The 24,491-nt window shown below is 65.5% G+C and carries 18 protein-coding genes and 2 rRNA genes (1 of these 20 cut by a window edge); 8 read left to right on the forward strand and 12 right to left on the reverse strand.

Annotation, left to right across the window (positions count from 1 at the left end; translation table 11 throughout):
- Positions 1–2,209 (forward strand): 23S ribosomal RNA (locus JL101_RS02605); it begins 535 nt to the left of the window's first position.
- 99 nt (positions 2,210–2,308) lie between these two features.
- Positions 2,309–2,423, forward strand: a 5S ribosomal RNA gene (gene rrf, locus JL101_RS02610).
- A 122-nt stretch (positions 2,424–2,545) separates the two neighbouring features.
- On the opposite strand, the gene JL101_RS02615 is transcribed toward rrf, so the two are convergent.
- Positions 2,546–3,022: a phasin family protein gene (locus JL101_RS02615; protein ID WP_203100369.1), complete on the reverse strand. Its 477-nt coding sequence runs from the start codon at positions 3,020–3,022 to the stop codon at positions 2,546–2,548.
- Between the two features lie 515 nt (positions 3,023–3,537).
- Here JL101_RS02615 and JL101_RS02620 point away from each other — a divergent pair.
- The 3 genes from JL101_RS02620 to mtnA all read left to right on the forward strand — a co-directional run bounded on the left by JL101_RS02620 (position 3,538) and on the right by mtnA (position 5,679).
- Positions 3,538–4,143, forward strand: a complete 606-nt coding sequence (locus tag JL101_RS02620; RefSeq protein ID WP_203100367.1) for a transcriptional regulator — start codon at positions 3,538–3,540, stop codon at positions 4,141–4,143.
- Between the two features lie 71 nt (positions 4,144–4,214).
- Positions 4,215–4,547: a hypothetical protein gene (locus tag JL101_RS02625; RefSeq protein ID WP_203100365.1), complete on the forward strand. Its 333-nt coding sequence runs from the start codon at positions 4,215–4,217 to the stop codon at positions 4,545–4,547.
- Positions 4,548–4,590: 43 nt separating this feature from the next.
- Entirely contained in the window at positions 4,591–5,679 is a 1,089-nt protein-coding gene (gene mtnA / locus JL101_RS02630; protein WP_203100363.1) for an S-methyl-5-thioribose-1-phosphate isomerase, read from the forward strand.
- 160 nt (positions 5,680–5,839) lie between these two features.
- Here mtnA and JL101_RS02635 read toward each other — a convergent pair whose 3' ends face one another.
- The 3 genes from JL101_RS02635 to JL101_RS02645 form a co-directional block, all read right to left on the reverse strand.
- Complete coding sequence (locus JL101_RS02635) at positions 5,840–6,364, reverse strand: response regulator (protein ID WP_202682777.1); 525 nt, start codon at positions 6,362–6,364, stop codon at positions 5,840–5,842.
- A gap of 19 nt (positions 6,365–6,383) precedes the next feature.
- The gene (locus JL101_RS02640) at positions 6,384–8,675 is read right to left on the reverse strand and encodes a histidine kinase dimerization/phosphoacceptor domain -containing protein (protein ID WP_203100361.1); all 2,292 of its coding nucleotides are present in this window, start codon (positions 8,673–8,675) and stop codon (positions 6,384–6,386) included.
- An 89-nt stretch (positions 8,676–8,764) separates the two neighbouring features.
- A complete protein-coding gene (locus tag JL101_RS02645; RefSeq protein ID WP_203100359.1) occupies positions 8,765–10,000 on the reverse strand; it encodes a phenylacetate--CoA ligase family protein in 1,236 nt (411 codons plus the stop codon).
- 155 nt (positions 10,001–10,155) lie between these two features.
- Between JL101_RS02645 and JL101_RS02650 the strand changes: the two genes are divergently transcribed.
- A complete protein-coding gene (locus tag JL101_RS02650; RefSeq protein WP_203100357.1) occupies positions 10,156–10,392 on the forward strand; it encodes a hypothetical protein in 237 nt (78 codons plus the stop codon).
- Between the two features lie 5 nt (positions 10,393–10,397).
- On the opposite strand, the gene JL101_RS02655 is transcribed toward JL101_RS02650, so the two are convergent.
- From JL101_RS02655 to JL101_RS02690, 8 genes are all read right to left on the reverse strand, one after another.
- The gene (locus tag JL101_RS02655; protein ID WP_203100355.1) at positions 10,398–10,913 is read right to left on the reverse strand and encodes a hypothetical protein; all 516 of its coding nucleotides are present in this window, start codon (positions 10,911–10,913) and stop codon (positions 10,398–10,400) included.
- On the reverse strand, positions 10,910–11,131 hold the full coding sequence (locus JL101_RS02660; RefSeq protein WP_203100353.1) for a hypothetical protein: 222 nt from the start codon (positions 11,129–11,131) through the stop codon (positions 10,910–10,912). Before JL101_RS02660 ends, JL101_RS02655 begins: the two co-directional genes overlap by 4 nt.
- Positions 11,132–11,239: 108 nt before the next feature.
- A complete protein-coding gene (locus JL101_RS02665) occupies positions 11,240–12,085 on the reverse strand; it encodes an ABC transporter ATP-binding protein (protein ID WP_407697381.1) in 846 nt (281 codons plus the stop codon).
- A 70-nt stretch (positions 12,086–12,155) separates the two neighbouring features.
- Positions 12,156–13,424 carry an ABC transporter substrate-binding protein gene (locus JL101_RS02670; protein ID WP_407697429.1) on the reverse strand — a complete coding sequence of 423 codons (1,269 nt, stop codon included), beginning with the start codon at positions 13,422–13,424 and terminating at the stop codon, positions 12,156–12,158.
- 63 nt (positions 13,425–13,487) lie between these two features.
- Positions 13,488–14,555, reverse strand: coding sequence for a branched-chain amino acid ABC transporter permease (locus JL101_RS02675; RefSeq protein ID WP_201077149.1), 1,068 nt, complete (start codon positions 14,553–14,555; stop codon positions 13,488–13,490).
- A 16-nt stretch (positions 14,556–14,571) separates the two neighbouring features.
- Entirely contained in the window at positions 14,572–15,465 is an 894-nt protein-coding gene (locus tag JL101_RS02680) for a branched-chain amino acid ABC transporter permease (protein ID WP_202682786.1), read from the reverse strand.
- 322 nt (positions 15,466–15,787) lie between these two features.
- Positions 15,788–17,740, reverse strand: coding sequence for a long-chain fatty acid--CoA ligase (locus JL101_RS02685; protein WP_203100349.1), 1,953 nt, complete (start codon positions 17,738–17,740; stop codon positions 15,788–15,790).
- Positions 17,740–18,570 (reverse strand): ABC transporter ATP-binding protein, encoded by an 831-nt coding sequence (locus JL101_RS02690; protein ID WP_203100347.1) that lies wholly within the window; start codon positions 18,568–18,570, stop codon positions 17,740–17,742. Before JL101_RS02690 ends, JL101_RS02685 begins: the two co-directional genes overlap by 1 nt.
- 325 nt (positions 18,571–18,895) lie before the next feature.
- Between JL101_RS02690 and acnB the strand changes: the two genes are divergently transcribed.
- Together acnB and acnA are read left to right on the forward strand one after the other, a co-directional pair.
- Positions 18,896–21,484 (forward strand): bifunctional aconitate hydratase 2/2-methylisocitrate dehydratase, encoded by a 2,589-nt coding sequence (gene acnB, locus JL101_RS02695; protein ID WP_203100345.1) that lies wholly within the window; start codon positions 18,896–18,898, stop codon positions 21,482–21,484.
- 255 nt (positions 21,485–21,739) lie between these two features.
- Positions 21,740–24,448 (forward strand): aconitate hydratase AcnA, encoded by a 2,709-nt coding sequence (acnA, locus tag JL101_RS02700; protein ID WP_203100343.1) that lies wholly within the window; start codon positions 21,740–21,742, stop codon positions 24,446–24,448.
- Positions 24,449–24,491: the final 43 nt, after the last annotated feature.

Here is a 24,491-nt window from a genome sequence, read left to right on the forward strand (position 1 = left end):
GTGACGGCGTACCTTTTGTATAATGGGTCAGCGACTTAGAGTATGCAGCGAGCTTAAGACGGTAGGTGGAGGCGCAGCGAAAGCGAGTCTGAACAGGGCGCTTGAGTTGCATGCTCTAGACCCGAAACCTGATGATCTAGCCATGGGCAGGTTGAAGGTGCGGTAACACGCACTGGAGGACCGAACTCACGCCTGTTGAAAAAGTCGGAGATGACCTGTGGCTAGGGGTGAAAGGCCAATCAAATCAGGAAATAGCTGGTTCTCCGCGAAAGCTATTTAGGTAGCGCGTCGGATGGTTGCCCACGGGGGTAGAGCACTGGATGGGCTAGGGGGCCTCACCGCTTACCAAACCTAACCAAACTCCGAATACCGTGGAGCACAGTCCGGCAGACAGACGGTCGGTGCTAAGGTCGATCGTCAAGAGGGAAACAGCCCAGACCGCCAGCTAAGGTCCCCAAGTGGTGGCTAAGTGGGAAAGGATGTGGGAAGGCCATGACAACCAGGAGGTTGGCTTAGAAGCAGCCATCCTTTAAAGAAAGCGTAATAGCTCACTGGTCTAGACAAGCCGGCCTGCGCCGAAAATGTACCGGGGCTCAAGCCACCCACCGAAGCTGCGGGTGCACGCAAGTGCGCGGTAGCGGAGCGTTGCCTAGGCCGATGAAGGGTGCCCGTGAGGTCACCTGGAGGTATGGCAAGTGAGAATGCTGACATGAGTAGCGACAAAGAGTGTGAGAAACACTCTCGCCGGAAGTCCAAGGGTTCCTGCGCACGGTTAATCCGCGCAGGGTGAGCCGGCCCCTAAGGCGAGGCCGAAAGGCGTAGTCGATGGGAACCTGGTTAATATTCCAGGGCCTGGCAGAGGTGACGAATCCCGAAGTGCGTGCGGCCTTATCGGATTGGCCGTGCGCTGGAGGGGTTCCTGGAAACAGCCCTGCCATACAGACCGTACCCGAAACCGACACAGGTGGACAGGTAGAGCATACCCAGGCGCTTGAGAGAATGGTGTTGAAGGAACTCGGCAAATTGCCCTCGTAACTTCGGGAGAAGAGGGCCCCGTTCCTGCGCAAGCAGGGGCGGGGGGCACAGACCAGGGGGTGGCGACTGTTTACTAAAAACACAGGGCTCTGCGAAGTCTGGCATGACGACGTATAGGGTCTGACGCCTGCCCGGTGCCGGAAGGTTAAAGGGAGGGGTGCAAGCTCCGAACTGAAGCCCCGGTAAACGGCGGCCGTAACTATAACGGTCCTAAGGTAGCGAAATTCCTTGTCGGGTAAGTTCCGACCTGCACGAATGGCGTAACGACTTCCCCGCTGTCTCCAACACCAACTCAGCGAAATTGAATTCTCCGTGAAGATGCGGAGTACCCGCGGTCAGACGGAAAGACCCCGTGCACCTTTACTCCAGCTTTGCAGTGGTGCCAGGGTTCCCATGTGTAGGATAGGTGGGAGGCTATGAAACGCAGGCGCCAGCTTGCGCGGAGCCATCCTTGAAATACCACCCTTGGGATCTCTGGCATCTAACCGCGCTCCCTGAACCGGGAGCCGGGACCCTGCATGGCGGGGAGTTTGACTGGGGCGGTCGCCTCCCAAAGAGTAACGGAGGCGCGCGAAGGTTGGCTCAGAGCGGTCGGAAATCGCTCGACGAGTGCAATGGCATAAGCCAGCCTGACTGCGAGACCGACAAGTCGAGCAGAGACGAAAGTCGGCCATAGTGATCCGGTGGTCCCGCGTGGAAGGGCCATCGCTCAACGGATAAAAGGTACGCCGGGGATAACAGGCTGATCTCCCCCAAGAGTCCACATCGACGGGGAGGTTTGGCACCTCGATGTCGGCTCATCACATCCTGGGGCTGGAGCAGGTCCCAAGGGTTCGGCTGTTCGCCGATTAAAGTGGTACGTGAGCTGGGTTTAGAACGTCGTGAGACAGTTCGGTCCCTATCTGCCGTGGGTGTCGGAGTGCTGAGAGGCGCTGTCCCTAGTACGAGAGGACCGGGATGGACGCACCTCTGGTGTACCGGTTGTGGCGCCAGCCGCATCGCCGGGTAGCTAAGTGCGGACGGGATAACCGCTGAAAGCATCTAAGCGGGAAACCCCCCTCAAAACAAGCACTCCCCTTAGAGCCGGGATAGACCATCCCGTCGATAGGAGGCGTGTGGAAGCGCGGCAACGCGTGAAGCTAAGCCTTACTAATCGCTCGATCGGCTTGATCCCAACGCGGGCGCGTCCCGCGCAGCAGAAAGCCAGCACGACAAGCATCCGTCGAAGACGCATCACATCCTCACACCTCGAAGCACCCGGGCGCTTGGTCGACCTGGTGGTCATAGCGAGGGGCCCGCACCCGATCCCATCCCGAACTCGGCCGTGAAAACCCTCCGCGCCAATGGTACTGCGTCTCAAGACGTGGGAGAGTAGGTCGCCGCCAGGTCCACCAATCGCCCGTGCGCTTCAAGGCAAACGAACCGTCACGAATTCTCCCATGCGGATACGCTCAGCGCCGCCCGGTTACCCGGGCGGCGCTGATGTCGTTCGAGGATTGGGGTTGCCGGGTCAATCCGCGCTTTGGTCGATCCGGGCCATTTCCTCGCCGGCCTTGCGCAGGTTCCGGCCGGCTTCGTCCATCACGGACAGGCCGTTGCCGATGCTGCTCGTCAGCTCGCTGATCCGTTTCGCCGTGTCGCTCGCGACCTGCGTGGACACTTCCGAGATCCGGACATTGCTGTCATGCAGGGTTTCGATCCGGTTCCGGAGGATGCTGCTCTGGCATGACAGAAGCGCATCGACCGACCGGCAGTTCATCAGCTCCTGGAGGTCGCTCATGTTCTTCTGGGCGGTCTCGCGCGTCGTGTTGATCCATTCGTGCAGGATGGCTTGCCACCCCTCCGTCATGATGGTCCCGCATCTCATCAGCACGTCCATGTTGAAGGTGGCGTGCTTCGTGGCTTCCTCGGACACCCGCAGTGAAAAATCGAGCATCCTGCCGATCCGGGCGGTCGATTCCTCGACCAGTTGGATCGCCGAGTCCATCGACTTGTCACCCGCTTCCTTCCCCGCATCCCTCATGGATCGGAGCGTGTCCCTCGATGCCTCGATCATCCTTGTCTCTTCGGCCTCTGCGACGGTCGCAGCGCTTTCCTTATCCGCAGCCATCTCCTCACTCCTTAGCCGGTTGATTATCTACGTTTCTTGGGCATTGGCGGCCCGGTATACGCGGCCGTATCCGGGAGGCGGCGCCAGACTATCATGACTCGCGCAGATCGAAGAGAATATTGGAGCAGTCCTCGTGTGACAAACTGGGCTCATATGTTAATATATCGATTTATATAGACTTGCCGTGAGTGGCTATTCACCGGAAACCAGAAAATTATCCTTTTGGTGTCCGGGAGCCTGCTGTCACGCCGACTGTCGGAACCACGAGGGCATTTTTCACAAATATTCCGTTTTCGGCCCAGGCTTCACGGTTCGGAATGGCTCCCATCCACCGTTGGCCTGGAAACCCCGAACGGCTAGCCTGGGGCATTCATCCGTTGAAGGTTCATGTCATGACGACGCGCCGTCCGAGACGCTCATCCGATCCCGACCAGCTCGACCTGCTCGACATTCCCGAAGCCACGGCGGTGATGCTCACATATTCAGGCCGCACCCTGGATCTCGAGAAACCGGATTTCAGCCGTTTCGAGATCGAGGACATCGCCCGGCCGCTGGCCTACCAGTGCCGGTTCGTCGGCAATACCCGGGCCTTCTACAGCGTCGCCCAGCACTGCGTCCTGGCGAGCGAGCTGGCGCCCCAAGGGTTCGAGTACGAGGCCCTGATGCACGACAGCGAGGAGGCGTTCACCGGCGACTGGCCGACGCCGTGGAAGGTCCGGATCGGCCGAGACGCCATCAAGGCCGCCATCGAGCCACTGAAGGCGGCGCTCGCCGCCCGCTTCGGCTTCAGCCATCCCCAGCACGACGCGGTGAAGCTCGCCGACCAGCGCAGCCTGGCGACCGAGCTGCGCGACCTCTGCGCTCCCCATCGGGTCAACTGGCGGGACCTTCCCGCCCCGGCCCCCGATCCCATCGTGCCCCTCGGTCCCGACGATGCCATGGCCGCCTTCATCAGGCGCTATCATGAACTGCGTTCGGCCCAGCCGCACAAAGTCTGAGGAAACAAATCCGACCCCGCCCCGTTCTTGCCGGTGATCCGAGCTTTGTTGATGGCACGAGGAAAGAACGAATGCAGGTCATACGGGTTGCGGAACATACCCAGGAGCTTGAAGAGCCCGGTCTGGACCGGTTCAGCGCGGCCTACGAGGAGCGGCTGGAGCGGGTCCTGAAAGGCCTCTTCTCGGCCTGTCCGGACTGCGCCAGCGACGCCTGGGAAGAAGCGGCCGACGATTTCGACAGTCAGGTCGGCCGCGAAAAGGTCGTCGAATTCTGCCTGGAGCGCGGCTACGATGTCCGCCGCACCCCGGGCAGCGGCACCAACGGCAAGACCGAGCTTGTCGGGTGCTGGCGGGACGTGGGCATCATGCTGCTGGCCCGGGACCGCGGGTTGATCGACGCCTGACCTCTGGTCGGAATGGCGTGAAGTCACGGGGGAGGGGACGCACATGAAAATCGACGGCAGACCATACCGGACGATCTGGCTCGCCGACGACGGCTGGTCGGTGGAGATCATCGACCAGACGCGCCTCCCCCATGATTTCGCGATCGCCCGCCTGACGACGGTCGAGGAGGCGGCGCACGCGATCCGCGCGATGCTGGTGCGCGGCGCGCCGCTGATCGGGGCGACCGCGGCCTACGGCATGGCTCTGGCGGCCCGCGAGGCGCCGGACGACCAGTCCTTGTCGCAGGCATCCGACCGCCTGCTGGCGACCCGCCCCACCGCCGTCAACCTGCGCTGGGCGCTGGAGCGGATGCGAAGGCGCCTGGCCGAACTGGCTCCCGCCGACCGTGCCGCGGCCGCCTACGCGGAGGCCGAGGCGCTGTGCGACGAGGATGTGGCGTTCAACGAATCGATCGGCACCCACGGCGCCGACCTGATCCGGCAAGCGTCGGAGAAGGCCGGGGGCAGGGTGGTCAACGTCCTGACCCACTGCAACGCCGGATGGCTCGCCACGGTGGACTGGGGCACGGCGCTGTCTCCCATCTACAAGGCGTTCGAGGAAGGCATCCGCCTGCATGTCTGGGTCGACGAGACCCGGCCGCGCAACCAGGGCGCCAGCCTCACCGCCTGGGAATTGAATCATCACGGCGTGCCGCACACGGTGGTGGTCGACAATGTCGGCGGACACCTGATGCAGCACGGCATGGTCGATCTGTGCATCACCGGAACCGACCGGACCACCGCGAGCGGCGACGTCTGCAACAAGATCGGGACCTACCTGAAGGCCCTCGCGGCGCATGACAACGGCGTGCCGTTCTACGTGGCGCTGCCGTCCCCGACCATAGACTGGACCATCGAGGACGGCGTCAGGGAGATCCCGATCGAGCAACGGGAAGGGTCCGAAGTCTCGGCCCTGACCGGCCGCACGGCGGACGGACGGATCGAGACGGTCACCGTCACGCCGGAAGGCAGCCCCGTCGCCAACTACGCCTTCGACGTCACCCCGGCGCGGCTCGTCACCGGGCTGATCACCGAACGCGGCGTCTGCCCGGCATCACGCGAGGGACTGCGGAACCTGTTCCCCACATCCTGAAGCGCCGGAAGTCGCGGAGTTTCGGACGTTGATCGGCCGGGGGCGGGATATCGGGGTCAGGCCACCATTTCCCGCAAGCTCTCCAGAGTTTCGACGTCGAAGGGAAATGGTGGCCTGACCCCGATATCCCTCGTCGGCGCCGACCGTCGATACCGGAGCATCAGTTCCGGGTCATCGGCCCCAGATGCTCGGCCGCGGTGCGCAGCGTGGTCTTCACCGTCATGGGCGAATAGGGCTTGTCCATGAAGCCCAGCGGCAGGGCTCCCTCGGCCCGCGCGCGGGTCGCCGGATCGTTGTTGGCGGTCATGAAGATCGATCCGATGCCGAACCGGGTCCTGATCTCCCGCGCCGCCCAGATGCCGTCCATCTCTCCGGCCAGCCGGATGTCCATCAGGACCATGTCGGGCAGGACTTCCCCGGCAAGCCGGATGGCGTCCTCGGCCGTCGCCGTCACGCCGCACACGCCATAGCCCAGCCGCGCCACCAGGCGCTTCAGGGCCAGCGCCGTTATCGCCTCGTCCTCGACCAGCAGCAACTGGAGCCCCGTGCCGGCTTTCCGGTTGCCGTCGTTCCGCCCGGCAACGGGCGGCGTGGAGCCGCCGCCCAGGCTGCCCAGTCCGCTGACCCGATAGTCGATCGCCGGCTGCATCAGTTCGAACCCCCGCTGGAAGCGTGTGGTTGCCAAGTTACGCTCACGTATCATGTCAAGTAGGCGGCAGGGAGACGGTAAATCGAGCGCCTCCCGCCTCGTCGGTCGCACCGTAGGAGAACTTGGCCGCCAACTGGAGCGATAGTGAACTGACTATGGTCATTCCCAGGCCACCGTTCAACGGCTCGAAATCGTCGGGCAGTCCGACACCGTGGTCGGCCACGGTCAGGACATATCCGCCCCCCTCCTGCCGGACGAAGGAAACCCGGATGGTGCCGTCCGCTCCGGGCGGATAGGCGTACTTGAAGGCGTTGGTGACCAGTTCGTTCACGATCAGGGCCAGGGGGATCGCGCGGTCGGTCGACAGCTCGGCCGGGTCCGCCTTGACCTCCAGATGATATTCCTCGCCTTCCGACAGCATGAAGTTCGACAGGTCGTCGCACAGCCCGTACAGGTACTGGTCGAACTCGACGCTTTGCAGCTTGTCCGTCTGATAGAGCCGCTGGTGCAGCTGGGCGACCGTGGAAACCCGGTTGTGGGCGTCGGCGAACTGGCGCCGGGTATCCGGGTCGTCGATCCCGTCGCCCTGGAGCGACAGCAGGCTGGCGATCATGTGGAGGCTGTTCTTGACGCGGTGGTTGACCTCCCGCATCAGCATGTCCTTCTGGACCAGCAGCCCGTCCTTCTCGGCCGCCAGGGCCTCGATCTCGCGAAGCTTGGCGCTGAGTTCGGCCAGCTTGCGCTGGTGGCGGACGATCACCTCGTCGATCGCATGGCCCAGGCTGTGGGCGATCTCCAGCGTCCAGGATGGCCATGGCTGGGAATAGCACCGCATCCGCTCGGTCCAGCGCTCGAAGGAGCGGCGCGGCAGGATGCGGGTCTTTTCCGAGTCCGTGCTGACGGGCTTGTTCGGGTCGCCGCCCCAGGTGATCGTCCTGGTCACCTCCGGCCGGAACCACATCAGCGCGTTCGCCTGGTCGGGCCCCAGGAAAACCGCCAGCGCGCCGCTGGCGATGGTCGAATGCTCCGCGAACCGGGGAGAAATGCCGGCCATATGGTCGGTCCCGACCGGGTGCCCGGCGTCCGATCGCCGGCGCAGCGCCTCGGCCATCTCCAGGACGGTTTCGGGCGGCGGCGTTTCGCCGACGAGTTGGACCTGCCCGTCGCGGATCACTGCGGCGCCGCCCGCGTCGAACAGGCGGGCCAGGGTCACCGGGCCATGGGTCAGCGCCGCCGTGAAATCGTCCGCTCCGGCCATCTGCTCCAACAGCCGGGCATGGATCTCCACATGGGCCTGGCGTTCGTCCCAGTCGGCGGTCGTTTCCACCTCGGTCAGCCGCATGGCGAAGGCGTCGACCAGCAGGGTGACCGCGGTCCGGACGCCCGGCGGTATCAGCAGCGGCTCGCGGTGGTGCCCGATCACCAGCCCCCAGAGCCGCCCGTGCTTCATCACCGAAACCGACATGGAGCCGTTGACGCCCAGGTTCCGGTGATACTCCAGGTGGACCGGCGACAGCGCGCGCAGGCGGGCGAAGGTCAGGTCCAGCGGTTGCGCCCCGTCGCGCGACCCCACCGACAGCAGCGGCACCCGGTCGGCGTCGCGGTCCGGAACGAAGCGGCTGTGGTTCCGCGCATAGAGCTCGCGCGCCTGGCGGGGGATGTCGGATTCCGGGAAATGCAGGCCCAGCAGGGAGTGCTCCAGATCCGCGGCCTTGTCCTCGGCGATGGCCTCCCCGTTCCATTCCGGGTCGAACCGGTAGATCAGCACCCGCCCCAGTCCGGTCAGGTCGCGGATCGCCGTCACCGTCAGCCGGCCCAGTTCCGCGAGCGACCGGACGTCGCGCAGGCGCACCATGGTGCGCGGCAGCATGGCGGGGACCGCGTCGCGATCGCCGGCCGGCTCCGCCTCGACGATGACGAACCCGTCGTGGGCATGGACCGCATAGTCCAGGGGAGCACCGCCCGCCGGCAGGGTCGCGGCCAGGCGCAGGGGGTTCGCTCCGTCCAGGTCGCCCGCAGCCTGGGCTTCGCGGATCCGGTCCACCAGATCGGCGCCGGCCAGTTCCGCCAGCGGCCGGCGGCGCAGCTCGCCCGGCGTCACGCCGAACAGGTCCGGCGCGTTGGCGCTGTAGACGGCCAGCGACAGGTCCGCGGGGTTCAGCGCCAGCAGGGCACCGTGCGGCTGGATCGCGCCTGGAATGTGGATCGGCTCGCGTTCGCATGGGGTCAGGTCGACGCCCTCTGCGGATGCCAGCCGTTCGACCAGGGTACGGGCTCCGTTCCGGTCGAGTTCAGGGGAAGGCCGGCTGGCGGCACCGGAAGCTTCAGGACGGTGAGAGGAGTACATGCTCATCCGGACAGGGTTCTAAGCGCGATTTACAATAACACGCCGCATGCCGCCATGTTCAGGTCAAGGCGCCTGCTCTGCCCAAAGGCCTACCCCTCGTACTTGCGCAGGTCGTCGATCATCTTGCCGTCGTTGGGCAGGCTGCCGGGCGCCACGATCTCCACGGCGCCCTTCAGCTTGGTCACGGCCGCGAGGCTGGCCGCCAGCGCGCCGGCGTCGGCATCGGACGGCGCCTCCACCTTCAAGGTCATGATGTCGGTCCCCTCCGCCCGATCGACCACCAGGCGCCCGCGGCGGCATTCCGGGTGCCGCTTCAGGACCTCGGCGACCTGCCCGGCATGGACGAACATGCCCTTGACCTTGGTGGTCTGGTCGGCGCGGCCCATCCAGCCGCGGATGCGCCGGTTCGTCCGCCCGCACGGGCTGGTGCCGGGCATGAAGGCGGACAGGTCGCCCGTCGCGAAGCGCACCAGCGGATAGTCGCGGTTGAGCACCGTCACGACGATCTCCCCGACCTCGCCCTCGGAGACCGGGTCGCCGGTGCCGGGGCGCACGATCTCGACGATCACATGCTCGTCCAGGACCAGTCCGTCGCGGGCGGCGGTCTCGTAGGCCACAAGGCCCAGGTCGGCGGTGCCGTAGCTCTGGAAGACCTCCAGGCCGCGATCCCGGTAGAAGCGCTTCACGTCAGGCATGAAGGCGCCGCCGGTGACATGGCCGAGCCGCAGGAACGACAGGTCGACGCCCTGCTCGTCCGCCTTCTCCAGGATGACCTTCAGGTAGTCGGGCGTACCGGCGTAGCCCGCAGGCCGGACGCCGGCGATCGCCTGGACCTGCAGTTCCGTATTGCCGGTGCCGGCGGGAAACACCGCGCAGCCGAGCGCGTGGGCGCCACTCTCGAACATCGAGCCGGCCGGGGTGAAGTGATAGGAGAAGCAGTTGTGCAGCACGTCGCCGGCGCGGAACCCTGTGGCGAACAGCGCCCGCGCGAAGCGCCAGTAATCCGTCCGGCGGGCTTCCGGATCGAAGATCGGGCCGGGCGAGGCGAAGATCCGGGCGAGTTCGCCCGGCGCTACCGCGCTGAACCCGCCGAACGGCGGCTCCCGCCCCTGAAGGTCGGTCAGGTCCGACTTGCGGGTGACCGGCAGGGCCGCCAGGCTTTCCCAGGTCGTCACCGCCATGGCGTCGATGCCGCGCAGGATGCGGCCATAGGCGGGGGCACGCCGCTGGGCCAGGTGGATCTGTTCCGGCAAGGCCGCCAGCAGCGACGCCTCCCTTTCGTCGGCCGAGCGGGTCTCCAGATCGTCATAGAAGTTGTTGGCCATCGGGTGCCCTCTTATTCGATGAAAGCTTTACGAGCGCTGCCTATTACCGGGGTGTCGCATACTATTCATAAAGTCGCACCTGTTTTCTCTTTACCATGATCCCGGGTTGATCGTATGGTTCTACAACAGGTTGTGGTCACGTGCCGGAGGGTGCCATGGGAGATTGGACGACGGTTCAGTTTTCGGAAGTCCCCGACCTTCCGACCCGCAAGGCCATCCTGCAATGGGCCGAGCAGAGCATCACCGGCCGTTTCCTCAGCTTCAACACGACCGACGGGCTGGGCCGCCGAAAGTTCGGCCTGGAGTTCCAGCACCCCGACGACGCCGCCAGTTTCCAGCGCCGCTGGCTGGCCGGGCAGGAGCTTTGCGAAGAGCAAGGATGCGCCGACTGAATGGTTCAGAGGGGCTTCTGAAGCGGAACCTTCATGCTTTGCAGCCGCCACAGCAGGTCGCACCAGAGGAGGAAATGGTCCTCCTCGAAGCTGCCGTGCCTGAGGGTGTACAGTGTCGCTTCGTAAGTGTCCGGTGAGATCCGCGGCCCGGGAATCTTCAGAACCTGCAGCGCCACGGTCAGCCCCAGCATTTCGTTCAGGAGCAGGTAATCGCGGTGCGCCGCCTTGTTCGGCGTTCTCAGGAAGACAACCGGGCGCAGCTTGATGATCCATTTCAGGGAAAAGCTCGCCTGCTTCGGTTCCTCTGCGCGCTTGATCCGGTGAAACTCCTTGAAGCGGCTCAGGTCCTCCCAATAGAGCCTGACGACATCGATCAGGATCGTATGGTTAAGCGACAATCCCGTCAGCCCATGGGGAAGCCAGATCTGCTCCCGCAGGAAGTCGTAGGTCAGCTTGATGGCCGTGAACTTGTCCCGCATGACCTCGTCGGGCCGGCGTAGGATGCCTTCCCCATCGCTCAACGGGCCGCTCCGCGCTTGCCCATCTGTTCGATGGCGGTGCGGATCAACTTGCCATACTCGGTCGATGACGACTCAAGGAATTCCCGATACTCATCGATGCTGAACGCAGGCGCATCGTTGGGCAAACGCCAGTCCCAGACCGCGTTGAGTTCCGGATTCTCAAGGCCGTCGTCGAAGTCGCGCAAGGCTTCTTCCAGCGTAGGGTTGTCCGGTATCACGTCGGTCGTTCCATCAAGAGTCGCGGCCCGCGAATCGCGGGCCGCAAAATCGAAAGAGGTATAGCATGTGGGGGTGCCGTCATCAAGGGCTTGTGCCGTGTCGTCACGCTACAGCCATCTCTTGCGGCGCTTGTAGCTTTTCAGGTTCTTGAAGCTGCGCCGTTCCTCGCCCCCGCCGCCGAGGTAGAATTCCTTTACGTCCTCGTTGTTGACCAGTTCCTCCGCCGTGCCGTCGAGCACGACCTTGCCGGACTCCATGATGTAGCCGTAGCTGGCGGCCTGGAGCGCCATGCGGGCGTTCTGCTCGACCAGCAGGATGGTCACGCCCAGGTCGCGGTTGATCTGGCGGATGATCGAGAAGACCTCCTTCACCAGCAGCGGCGACAGGCCCATGGAAGGCTCGTCCATCAGGATCAGCTTGGGCCTGGCCATCAGCGCGCGGCCGATCGCCAGCATCTGCTGCTCGCCGCCCGAGAGATAGCCCGCGAGGCCCGTCCGCTCCTTCAGGCGCGGGAAATACTCGTAGACCATCTCGATGTCCTGCTTGACCCCTTTGTCGCGCCGGGTGAAGGCGCCCAGGCGGAGGTTTTCCAGGCAGGTCATGTCGGAGACGATGCGGCGGCCTTCCATCACCTGGAAGATGCCGCGGCGGACGATCTGGTCCGGATCGATTCCGTTGATCCGTTCGCCCCTGAAGCTGATGTCGCCCCGCGTGACCGCGCCGTCCTCGGTCTTCAACAGGCCGGAGATGGCCTTCAGCGTCGTCGATTTGCCGGCCCCGTTGGCGCCCAGCAGGGCCACGATCTCGCCTTCCGGCACCTGGAGGCTCAGGCCGCGCAGGACCAGGATGACATCGTTGTAGACGACCTCGATATTGTTGACGGAAAGCAGGGCCGGCTTGCCCGCGGCTGCGGCCGGCGCGGGGGCGGCGTTGGCGTCGATGACGGCGGTCATGGCCTCAATCCAGTAGTGAAGGAGGCCGGGACGGGCGGACCGTCCCGGCGCAGGTCGTGCCGGATGCCGCTTACCAGCCCAGCCATTCCTTCTTGCGCGGCAGGTCGACGCTGGTGACCTTCTCCAGCTTGATCGTCCCCGCCTTCACCAGTTCGTCCACCGAGGCCTCGGTGGCGCCGCCGACCTTGGCGCGGTAGATCGCCACGGTGGTGGTGCCGCGGTGGTCGTCCGGCGTCCAGGTCGAGGGGACGCAGACCCCTTCCATGCCGGCCGGCACCCAGTCCTTCTTCTGGTACATGCCCTGCTTGATGTTGGCGCCGGTGATGCCGCCGTTCTTGGCGGCCCACTCCATCGCCTCCTTCATGTAGAAGGCGGAGCAGATGCCGCTGATGTAGTGGACCGGGCGGTAGGCGGTGCCCGACGCGTCGGAGATTTTGGAGATTTCCCGGACCGTCTGCATGCCCGGCGCCTCGCCGCCCCACACCACGCCGGTGCGGACCGGGAAGACCACGCCGTCGGCGGCCTTGCCGGCGGCCTTCATGGCGTTCTCGTCCATGCCCCAGACATTGCCCATGAACTGCACCTTGGCGCCGACCGTGTCGCAGGCCCGCAGCACCGAGATGTTCGACCCCGCCGTATTGCCCAGATAGGCATAGTTGGCGCCGCTGTCCTTCAGCGTCAGGCACTGGGCGGTATAGTCGCCCGGCGTCAGCGCGAACTGCACGGCGGGAAGCACGTCGAAGCCCAGCTCCTTCGCCAACTCCTCGCCGGCTTCCTTGGGCGCGTTGGGGTAGGGGTGATTGGCGCCCATGTGGACGTATTTCGGCTTGCCCGAACCGCCCTTGGCCTTCCAGTCCTCCGCCGCCCATTGCAGCATGGCGCGCAGCGAGTCCGAATAGGACGGGCCGTAGAAGAAGTTGTACGGCGCCGCCTTGGTCGATTTCTCGCCCGACCCGTTCGGGTCGGTCAGCTGCCCGGCGTAGGAGCCGGAGAAGTAGGGGATCTCGTCCTTGGCGATGAAGGTGATCAGCGCCTCGGTGTCGGCCGTGCCCCAGCCCTGGATCGCCACGACCTTGTCGCGGCCGGACCATTTCTTGTACTGCGAGATGGCGCGCGGGACCTGATAGCCGTAGTCGAAGGTCTCGACGCCCATCTGGGTCCCGCCGGCGCCGCCGGTCTTGTTGATGTAGGCCAGCGCATCGGCCACGCCTTGGCCGAACGGGACGCCCACGTCGGACGTGGCGCCGCTGTAGTCGGCCAAGTGCCCGACCTTGACCTGGGCCAGGGCCGGGGAAGCCAGGGCGATCGCCGCGGTCGCGGCCAGGATGACGCTCTTCATGTTCATGGGGTCAGCCTCCTCATACTCTTCTTGTGGTTGTTGATTTTGGTTGTCCGGGCCCGGTCAGTGGGAGAACGGGTAGAGCTTCCAGTACGCCTTGACCTGGTGCCACCGGTGGGCCAGCCCGTCCGGCTCGAAGATCAGGAACAGGATGATCACGGCGCCGATCGCCATCTCGCGCAGGAAGGCGAGGCTGTTGCTCAGGTCCAGCGCCCGGTCTATGGCGCTTCCGGCCAGCGCGTCGGTCAGCCACTGCATGCTTTCCGGAAGCAGCACCATGAAGGCCGTGCCCATCAGCGATCCCATGATGGAGCCCAGCCCGCCGATGATGATCATGCCCAGGAACTGGATCGAGAACAGGATCGTGAAGCCCTCGACCGAGACGAACTGGAGGTAGTGGGCGTAGAGCGCGCCGCCGATCCCGGCATAGAAGGCCGAGATGCCGAACGACAGGGTCCGGTACTTGGTCAGGTTGATGCCCATCATCTCCGCCGAGAGGTAATGGTCCCGCACCGCCACCAGCGCCCGCCCGTCGCGGGTGCGCATCAGGTTGGTGCCGAGGATGTACATCACGACCACATAGGCCAGCACCACGTAGAAATAGCTCTCGTCGGTGTCGAAGGTGACTCCGAAGATCGAGAAGGGCTCGGTCAGCGTGCCGGCCACCCCGCCCGAGAACCAGGAGGCCCGGGCGAAGAAGTCCTGGAGGATGAACTGCGCCGCCAGCGTGGCGATCGCCAGGTAGAGCCCCTTCAGACGGGCCGCCGGCAGGCCGAACACCATGCCGACCGCCGTCGTCATGACCCCTGCCAGCGGGATCGCGAAGAACACCGGCACGCCGAAGTTCGACACCAGCCAGGCGGAGCTGAAGGCCCCGAACCCGAAGAAGGCCGCGTGCCCGATCGAGATCTGGCCGGTGAACCCGACCAGGATGTTCAGCCCCAGCGCCGCGATGCCCAGGTATCCGATCTGGATCAGCAGGCTCAGCAGGTACCGGTCCATCACCAGCGGCGCAAGGCACAGCACCGCGATGCCCAGGATCACCATGTTGCGGCTGGTGGTGGTCGGGAAGATGGTCGTGTCGGCGGAGTAGGTCGTCTTGAAGTCGCCGCAGGGAATCAGCGTGGTCATGTCTCGGGCGCTCCGCTCAGACGCGTTCGATGTCTTTGGTGCCGAACAGCCCGTAGGGCTTGATCATCAGGATGATGATCAGGACGTAGAAGGGCGCGATCTCGTACATGTTTCCCCAGTTGAGGAACTGGCTGTCGAAGAAGTGCGCCACGTTCTCCAGCAGCCCGACGATCAGACCGCCGATCACCGCGCCCACGATGCTGTCCAGCCCGCCCAGGATGACCGCCGGGAACACCTTGATGCCGAAGAAGGACAGGGCCGACGACACGCCGTTGACCGTGCCGACCACCACGCCGGCCACCGCCGACACCATGGCCGAGATCGCCCAGCTCAGCGCGAAGACGTTGCGCACCGAGATGCCCAGCGACTGCGCCACCTGCTGGTTGAACGCGGTCGCCCGCATGGCGAGGCCCATCTTCGAGAATTTGAAGAAGTACCCGAACCCGGCCATGATGATTACAGAGATGATCAGGCTCATCAGGTAGACCGTCTGCACCTGGAGCCCGAAGACGCTGACCGACTCGGTCTCGAAGATCGGCGGGAAGGGCTTGGCGAACACGCCGAACATCCACTTCATCAGCGCCTGGAAGAAGATCGACAGCCCGATCGTGACCATGATCACCGAGATGATCGGCTCCCCGATCATGGGCCGGAGCACGACGATCTGGAGGATGACTCCGAACGCCATCATGAAGGCCAGCGTGATCAGGAAGCCCCAGACGAAGGGGATCTGGTATGTCGTCAGCAGCCACCAGCAGGCCCAGGCGCCGATCAGCAGGAACTCGCCCTGGGCGAAGTTGACCACCTGGCTCGCCTTGTAGATCAGCACGAACGACATGGCCACGACGCCGTACAGCGCGCCGACGATGATGCCGTTGACGACGAGCTGGAACAGCAGGTCCCAGTTCATGGCGAGGTTCCCTCCCAAGCCGCGTTCTTGTTCTTGGAATCATTGACAAACGGTTGCGACACTATCGCCGCACACGCGCTATCGAAGAACTCTATCGTATGGGGTACGGTCCGAGGTGCCGGCCGGGAATGGGCCCGGCCGGCCAACTCAGGAGTAGAAGGATGAGAAAGGCATCCATTCTCCTGTGGCTCGACGTCAGGATCTGGCGGATTTCCATCCGCCTTCTCGTGACCCGGGCCTAGGAGGCGCCGGGGGGTGAGACAAGCACCTCCCGGCAGCCTCTTTTTACCCCGGCCCCCCCGAAATTGCAATCGCCTCCCCATCACGCCGCCCGCTTCGGAGAGGCCGGCGCGCTGCTCCCCGGCACCAGGTCGACCACCTTCAGGACCGTCCGGATGCGCTGCCTGGTGCCGTCCTGGAAGGCGATGGTGGTGTCCACGTCGATGCTGGGCCGGCCGGCATAGATCGCGTCGATGATCGTCCCGTACTTCTCCGCGATCACGCCGCGGCGCACCTTGCGGGTCCGGGTCAGTTCGCCGTCGTCGGCGTCCAGCTCCTTGTAGAGCAGCAGGAACTTGGCGATGCGCTGGGCCTCGGGCAGGGTCGCGTTGACCGTCTCCACTTCGCGCCGGATCATCTCGTAGACCTCCGGCCGGCTCGACAGGTCGGTGTAGGTCGTGAAGGAGATCCGGTTCTTCTCCGCCCATTTGGACACGATCGGGAAGCGGATGCAGATCATCGCGGCGAGATAGTCGCGCTGGTCGCCCAGGATCACCGCCTCGGCGACATAGGGGCTGAACTTCAGCTTGTTCTCGATGTATTGCGGCGAGAACCGGTCGCCCCGCCCGGTGGTGGCGATGTCCTTGATCCGGTCGATCACCACCAGATGCCCGCGCTTGTCGAAATAGCCGGCATCGCCGGTATGCATCCAGCCGTCGCGGATGTCCGCCGCCCCCGCCGCCTCGTTGCGGAAATAGCCCGCGAACATGTTGGGGTGCCGGGTCACGATCTCGCCGACGCCGTTGTGGTCGGGGTTGTCGATCCGGACCTCGATGTCCTTGCCGAACGGCTTGCCGACGGTGTCGAAATCCACGTCGCCCTGGGCATGGATCGTATAGGCCCCCAGCGTCTCGGTCTGGCCGTAGAGCTGGCGCAGCGGCACGCCCATCGCCATGAAGAAGCGGAAGGTCTCCGGCCCCAGCGCCGCCCCGCCGGTCGCGGCCGAGCGCAGGTTGGAGAATCCCAGCCGGTCGCGCAGCGCGCGGAACAGCAGCAGGTCGGCCAGCCAGGACCGCTTGCCCTTGTCCAGCGCCTCCAGCCCCACCTTCATCCCGTACTCGTACAGGCGCCGCTTGAGCGGCGAGGCGTCCATGATCCGGGCGCGGACGTCGGCCGCGATCTGCTCCCACACCCGCGGGGCGAACAGCACGAAGGTCGGCCCGACCTCCCGGAAATCGTGCATCATCGTCTCGGGTTCCTCGACGAAGTTCACGGTCATCCGGCTCAGCAGCGCCTTTCCCAGCACATAGACCTGCTCCATGATCCAGGGCAGCGGCAGCACCGAGACATACTCGTCCCGCGGCCCCTTGGCATCGACGTCCAGGTACGAGGCGCAGTGCCGGATCACCCGGCCGGCCGGCAGCATCGCCAGCTTGGGGTTGGCCGTCGTGCCCGAGGTGGTGCACAGCACCGCCACGTCCTCGCCCCGTCCCGCCGCCACCATCTCGTCGTACAGGGCGGGAAACTCCGACGCGACCGCGTCGCCGTGATGCATCAGCTCGGTCACGGAGACCAACCGCGGGTCTGAATGCTTCCGCATGCCGCGCGGGTCGCTGTAGACGATCAGCTTCACGGTGGCGATCCGGTCGCCCAGCTCCAGCAGCTTGTCGACCTGCTCCTCGTCCTCGGCGAACACCACCTTGGCGTCGCTGTAGGTCACGAGATACGCGATCTCCTCGTCCAGCGCGTCCCGGTACATGCCCAGGCTCATGGCGCCCACGGCATGGGCGGCGATCTCGGCGCAGACCCAGTCCGGCCGGTTGTCGCCCACGATCCCGACCACGTCGCCCCGGCCGACGCCGTAATGGTGCAGCCCCAGCGCGAAACCCTTGACCCGCGCCTGGTACTGGCTCCAGCTCAGGCTGTGCCAGATGCCCAGGTCCTTGACCCGGAGCGCCACCTCGTCCGGGTGGTTGCGCGCGTGGACCTGGAGCAGCTTCGGGAAGGTGTCGAACAGCGACAGGTCGGGCAGCCCGTTGACGGTTCCGGCGTCCATCACGCCACCTTCCCGGCCGGCACGGCCACGTCGTCCTCGTCGCTCAGCACGTCGTCGGCCTCGCCCAGGTAGGCCCGCTTGACATGGGCGTTCGCCAGGACCTCCTCCGGATAGCCCTCGGCGATCTTCTTGCCGAAATCCAGCACCATGACCCGGTGGGAGATGTCCATGACCACGCCCATGTCGTGCTCGATCATCACGACGGTCATGCCGTACTCCTCGTTCAGGTCGACGATGTAGCGGGCCATGTCCTCCTTCTCCTCCAGGTTCATGCCGGCCATCGGCTCGTCCAGCAGGATCAGGTCCGGCTTCAGCGCCATGGCGCGGGCCAGCTCGACCCGCTTGCGCAACCCGTAGGAAAGCGTGCCGGCGACCGCCTTGCGGACATGCTGGATGTCCAGGAAGTCGATGATCTCCTCGATCTCGCGGCGGTGCTCCAGCTCCTCCTTCCGCGCGCCGGTGAACCAGTACAGCGCGCCGGTCAGGAAGTTGTTCTTCATCAGGTGGTGGCGCCCGACCATGATGTTGTCCAGCACCGTCATGTGCCCGAACAGCGCCAGGTTCTGGAACGTGCGGCCGATGCCGATCTCGGCCCGGTGGTTGGGCGTCATCCGCGTGATATCCCGTCCCTTGAACAGGATCTGGCCCTCGGTCGGGCTGTACCGGCCGGAAATGCAATTGACCATGGAGGTCTTGCCGGCCCCGTTGGGACCGATGATCGAGAACAGCTCGCCCTTGTCGATGCTGAAGCTCACATCCGTCAAGGCGCGGACACCGCCGAACCGCAGCGACACATGTCGGGCTTCGAAAATGGGCGTATCGGCTTTCACCGCGCGTCCTCCCTGTCACGTTCTTATTGGGCGTACCTTTTTCGTTCGTACGACCCTTGCGCAGCAAGGTGCGATACCGGCTTCGTAAATTCAAGATGAATAGCTTGCACCCGTAAGTTCCCGGTACGGGCGCAGAGAGTCCCCGCCGAAAAACCGCGCCTGCCTGGTTTGGGACAATGAGGCGCAGCGGCAAAGAGCCTCATCGCGCATCAGGCAAGAGCCCGGCAAAACTGCCGGCAGGCCAAAACAGTCGGCAGGCATCGAGTCCAAGGGGCTGAAGTCCTGCAATAAACCTGGCAATAAACCTAAAAGAGAGGATCTAGCCGTGCTTGAAGCCTATCGCCAGCATGTCGCTGAGCGTGCCGCGCTCGGGATTTCGCCGCTGCCGCTGTCCGCCAGGCAGACCGAGGAACTGATCGGCCTGCTGAAGACGCCTCCCGCGGGCGAGGAGCGGTTCCTGGTCGATCTGGTGACCTACCGCGTGCCGGCGGGCGTCGACGATGCCGCCAAGGTCAAGGCCGCCTTCCTGGCCCAGGTCGCCAAGGGGGAGGAGTCCTGCGCGCTGATCTCCAGGGTCAAGGCGACGGAACTGCTCGGCACCATGCTCGGGGGCTTCAACATCGGTCCGCTGATCGGCCTGCTGGCCGACGCCGAATGCGGCGCGGCCGCGGCGGAGGGGCTGAAGACGACCCTCCTCATGTTCGACTATTTCCACGACGTCAAGGAACTGGCCGACCAGGGCAACGCCAACGCCAGGGCGGTGATGCGGTCCTGGGCCGATGCCGAGTGGTTCACCTCGCGCCCGGAGGTTCCGGAAAGCCTCACCCTGACCATCTTCAAGGTGACCGGGGAGACCAACACCGACGATCTGTCGCCGGCCCCCGATGCCTGGTCGCGCCCGGACATCCCGCTGCATGCGCTCGCCATGCTGAAGAACCCCCGCCCCGGCATCGAGCCGGACGAGCCCGGCGCCCGCGGCCCGGTGAGGCAGCTCGAGTCGCTGAAGGCCAAGGGCAATCTGGTGGCCTATGTCGGCGACGTGGTCGGCACCGGCTCGTCGCGCAAGTCCGCCACCAACTCCGTGCTCTGGTGGACCGGCGAGGACATCGCCTATGTCCCGAACAAGCGTTTCGGCGGCGTCTGCCTGGGCAGCAAGATCGCGCCGATCTTCTACAACACCATGGAGGACGCGGGCGCGCTGCCGATCGAGCTGGACGTCTCCCGGATGGAGATGGGCGACGTCGTCGAGTTGCGCCCCTATGAAGGCAAGGCCCTGAAGGACGGCGAGGTGATCGCCGAGTTCAAGGTCAAGTCCGACGTGATCTTCGACGAGGTCCGGGCCGGCGGCCGCATCCCGCTGATCATCGGCCGCGGCCTGACGGCCCGCGCCCGCGAGGCGCTGGGCCTGGAGCCGTCCACCCTGTTCCGGCTGCCGTCGGCCCCGGCCGACAGCGGCAAGGGCTTCTCGCTGGCCCAGAAGATGGTCGGCCGCGCCTGCGGCGTGCCGGACGGACAGGGCATCCGCCCCGGCACCTATTGCGAGCCGAGGATGACCACCGTCGGCTCGCAGGACACCACCGGCCCGATGACCCGGGACGAGCTGAAGGACCTGGCCTGCCTGGGCTTCTCCGCCGATCTCGTGATGCAGTCCTTCTGCCATACCGCGGCATATCCCAAGCTGGTGGACGTGAAGATGCACCACGAACTGCCGGCCTTCATCGCCACCCGCGGCGGCGTGTCCCTGCGGCCGGGCGACGGCGTCATCCACTCCTGGCTTAACCGCCTGCTGATGCCCGACACCGTCGGCACCGGCGGCGACAGCCACACGCGCTTCCCGATCGGCATCTCCTTCCCGGCCGGCTCCGGCCTGGTCGCCTTCGCCGCCGCCACCGGCGTGATGCCGCTGGACATGCCGGAAAGCGTGCTGGTGCGCTTCACCGGCACCATGCAGCCGGGCGTCACGCTGCGCGACCTGGTCAACGCGATTCCCCTCTACGCCATCCGCCAGGGCCTGCTGACGGTCGAGAAGAAGGGCAAGAAGAACATCTTCTCCGGCCGCATCCTGGAGATCGAGGGGCTGCCCGACCTGAAGGTCGAGCAGGCGTTCGAGCTGAGCGACGCATCGGCCGAACGGTCCGCCGCCGCCTGCACGGTGCGCCTGAACGAGGAGCCGATCATCGAGTACATGCGCTCCAACATCACGCTGATGCGCTGGATGATCGCCAACGGTTACCAGGATCGCCGCACGCTGGAGCGCCGCATCAGGTCGATGGAGGCCTGGATCGCCGATCCGCAGCTCCTGCAACCCGACGCCGACGCCGAGTACGCCGCCGTCATCGAGATCGACCTGGCCGACATCCGGGAGCCGATCGTCGCCTGCCCGAACGATCCGGACGACGTCAAGCCGCTGTCGGAGGTCGCGGGCGACGTGATCGACGAGGTCTTCATCGGCTCGTGCATGACCAACATCGGCCACTTCCGCGCCGCCGGCAAGGTGCTGGACGGCAAGTCCGACATCCCGACCCGGCTGTGGATCGCGCCGCCGACCAAGATGGACGCCATGATCCTGAACGAGGAGGGCTATTACAGCGTCCTCGGCAAGTCGGGCGCGCGGATGGAGATGCCGGGCTGCTCGCTGTGCATGGGCAACCAGGCGCAGATCCGCAAGGGCTCGACGGCCATGTCCACCTCGACCCGCAATTTCCCGAACCGCCTGGGCATCGACACCCGCGTCTATCTCGGCTCGGCCGAGCTTGCCGCGGTGTGCGCGCTGATGGGCAGGATCCCGACCGTGGCCGAGTACATGGAGCAGGTCAGCATCGTCAACCAGAAGGCCGCCGACATCTACCGCTACATGAACTTCGACCAGATCCCCGCCTTCCGCGAGATCGCGGACACGGTCGCGGTCGCCTGACCGGATCGGATACGCGCGCAACAGCCCCCGCCGGGAAACCGGCGGGGGATTTCTTTTTTCGGGAGCGCGCAGGCATGGGCCGCCGCGTCCCCAAGCGCGGAAACCCTTGCCGTCGGTCCGCTGGTAATACCACTCGCACACCGCTGCCGTTTGCCAGCGTGCTGATTCTGCGCTAAATCATCGCAGCGCAAAATAAGGTTTCGGTCACATGTCGATCCAAACCTCCGCCGGTTGCAAAGCAATGGAGGAGTTCCCGTGACAACATTCACCGGTCATGACACGCTGAAGACGCGCCGCACCCTCGACGTGGGTGGCAAGTCGTACGATTACTTCAGCCTGAAGGCGGCCGAGCAGGCCGGCCTCGGCGATCTCTCCACGCTTCCCTTCTCGCTCAAGGTCCTGCTCGAGAACCTGCTGCGCTTCGAGGACGGGCGCACGGTGTCGGTCGACGACGTCAAGGCGGTGGCGGAGTGGCTGAAGACCCGGCGCAGCGACACCGAGATCGCCTACCGTCCGGCCCGCGTCCTGATGCAGGACTTCACCGGCGTCCCCGCCGTGGCGGACCTCGCCGCCATGCGCGAGGCGGTGAAGACGCTGGGCGGCGAAGTATCGCGGATCAACCCGCTCTGCGCGGTCGACCTCGTGATCGACCACTCGGTCACGGTGGACGAGTTCGGCAGCCCCGGCGCCTTCAAGAAGAACGTCGAGCTGGAGTTCGAGCGCAACCAGGAGCGTTACGCCTTCCTGCGCTGGGGCCAGACCGCGTTCAACAATTTCCGCGTCGTGCCGCCCGGCACCGGCATCTGCCACCAGGTCAACGTCGAGTACCTGGCCCAGACCGTCTGGACCGACACCGACCAGGGCACCGGCAAGACCGTGGCCTACCCCGATACCCTCGTCGGCACCGACAGTCACACCACCATGGTGAACGGTCTCGCGGTGCTGGGCTGGGGCGTCGGCGGCATCGAGGCGGAGGCGGCCATGCTCGGCCAGCCCATCTCCATGCTGATCCCCGAGGTCGTCGGCTTCAAGCTGACCGGCAAGCTGAAGGAAGGCACCACCGCGACCGACCTGGTGCTGACCGTCACCCAGATGCTGCGCAAGAAGGGCGTCGTCGGCAAGTTCGTCGAGTTCTTCGGCCCCGGCCTCGCCGACCTGCCGCTCGCCGACCGCGCCACGATCGCCAACATGGCCCCGGAATACGGCGCCACCTGCGGCATCTTCCCGATCGACGCCGAGACCATCAAGTTCCTGACCTTCACCGGCCGCGACGCCGACCGCGTGGCGCTGGTCGAGGCCTATGCCAAGGCTCAGGGCATGTGGGCCGAGCCGGGCTCGCCGGAGCCGGTCTTCACCGACGTGCTGGAACTGGACCTCGCCTCGGTCGAGCCGTCGCTCGCCGGCCCGAAGCGCCCGCAGGACAAGGTGCTGCTGTCGGCCCTGTCCAAGGCCTTCACCAGCGACCTGACCACCGCCTTCAAGGTCCCGGCCTCCGACATCGACAAGGCGACCCCGGTCAAGGGCGCCGACTACAGCTTGAAACAGGGCGACGTCGTGATCTCGGCCATCACGTCCTGCACCAACACGTCCAACCCCAGCGTGCTGATCGCCGCCGGCCTGGTCGCCAAGAAGGCGGTCGAGAAGGGCCTGACGACCAAGCCGTGGGTCAAGACCTCGCTGGCCCCGGGCAGTCAGGTGGTGACCGACTATCTCCAGGCCGCCGGCCTGCAGACGCACCTGGACGCGCTGGGCTTCAACCTGGTCGGCTACGGCTGCACCACCTGCATCGGCAACTCCGGCCCGCTGCCGGAGGCGATCTCATCCGCGGTGGAGGAGGGTGACCTCGTGGTCGCCGCGGTGCTCTCGGGCAACCGCAACTTCGAGGGCCGCGTCAACCCGCACACCCGCGCCAACTACCTCGCGTCGCCGCCGCTCTGCGTCGCCTACGCGCTGGCCGGCAACGTCAAGGTCGACCTGGTCAACGACCCGATCGGCACGGGCAGCGACGGCCAGCCGGTCTACCTGAAGGACATCTGGCCGTCCAACAAGGAGATCGCGGACCTGATGCAGGCGTCCCTGACGCCGGAGATGTTCCGCCGCCGCTACAGCGACGTGTTCGCCGGCCCGGAGGAGTGGCGCAGCATCGCCACCGCGACCGGCCAGACCTATAGCTGGACCGAGGGCTCGACCTACGTCAAGCTGCCGCCGCTGTTCGAGGACATGCAGCCGGAGCCGCAGCCGGTCTCCGACGTGCACAACGCCCGTCCGCTGGCGCTCCTCGGCGACTCGATCACGACCGACCACATCTCCCCGGCCGGTTCGATCAAGAAGGACAGCCCCGCCGGCGAATACCTGCTGGGCTACCAGGTGCGGCCGACCGACTTCAACAGCTACGGCGCCCGCCGCGGCAATCACGAAGTCATGATGCGCGGCACCTTCGCCAACATCCGCATCAAGAACGAGATGGTCCCCGGCACCGAGGGCGGCGTCACCAGGCACATCCCCTCGGGCGAGGTGATGCCGATCTACACCGCCGCCATGCGCTACGCCGACGAGGGCACGCCCCTGGTCGTGGTGGCCGGCAAGGAGTACGGCACCGGCTCGTCCCGCGACTGGGCGGCCAAGGGCACCCGCCTGCTGGGCGTCAAGGCCGTGCTCGCCGAGAGCTTCGAGCGCATCCACCGCTCCAACCTGATCGGCATGGGCATCCTCGCCCTGCAGTTCAAGGACGGCATGTCGCGCCAGAGCCTGAAGCTGGACGGCACGGAGATCTTCGACATCACCGGCGTCGAGGCGGGCCTGACCCCGCGCAAGGACATCGACGTCAAGATCACCCGCGCCGACGGCACGTCCGAGACGATCCAGGTGACCCTGCGCATCGACACCCTGGACGAGGTCGAGTACTACAAGAACGGCGGCATCCTTCAGTACGTGCTGCGCAGCATGATGAAGCAGGCGGCGTAAGCCTCCGGCTTCGACCGAAGCATCGACTTGGAAAGGCCCCGCG

Origin of the sequence: Skermanella rosea, assembly GCF_016806835.2 — a bacterium.
GTDB lineage: Bacteria > Pseudomonadota > Alphaproteobacteria > Azospirillales > Azospirillaceae > Skermanella > Skermanella rosea.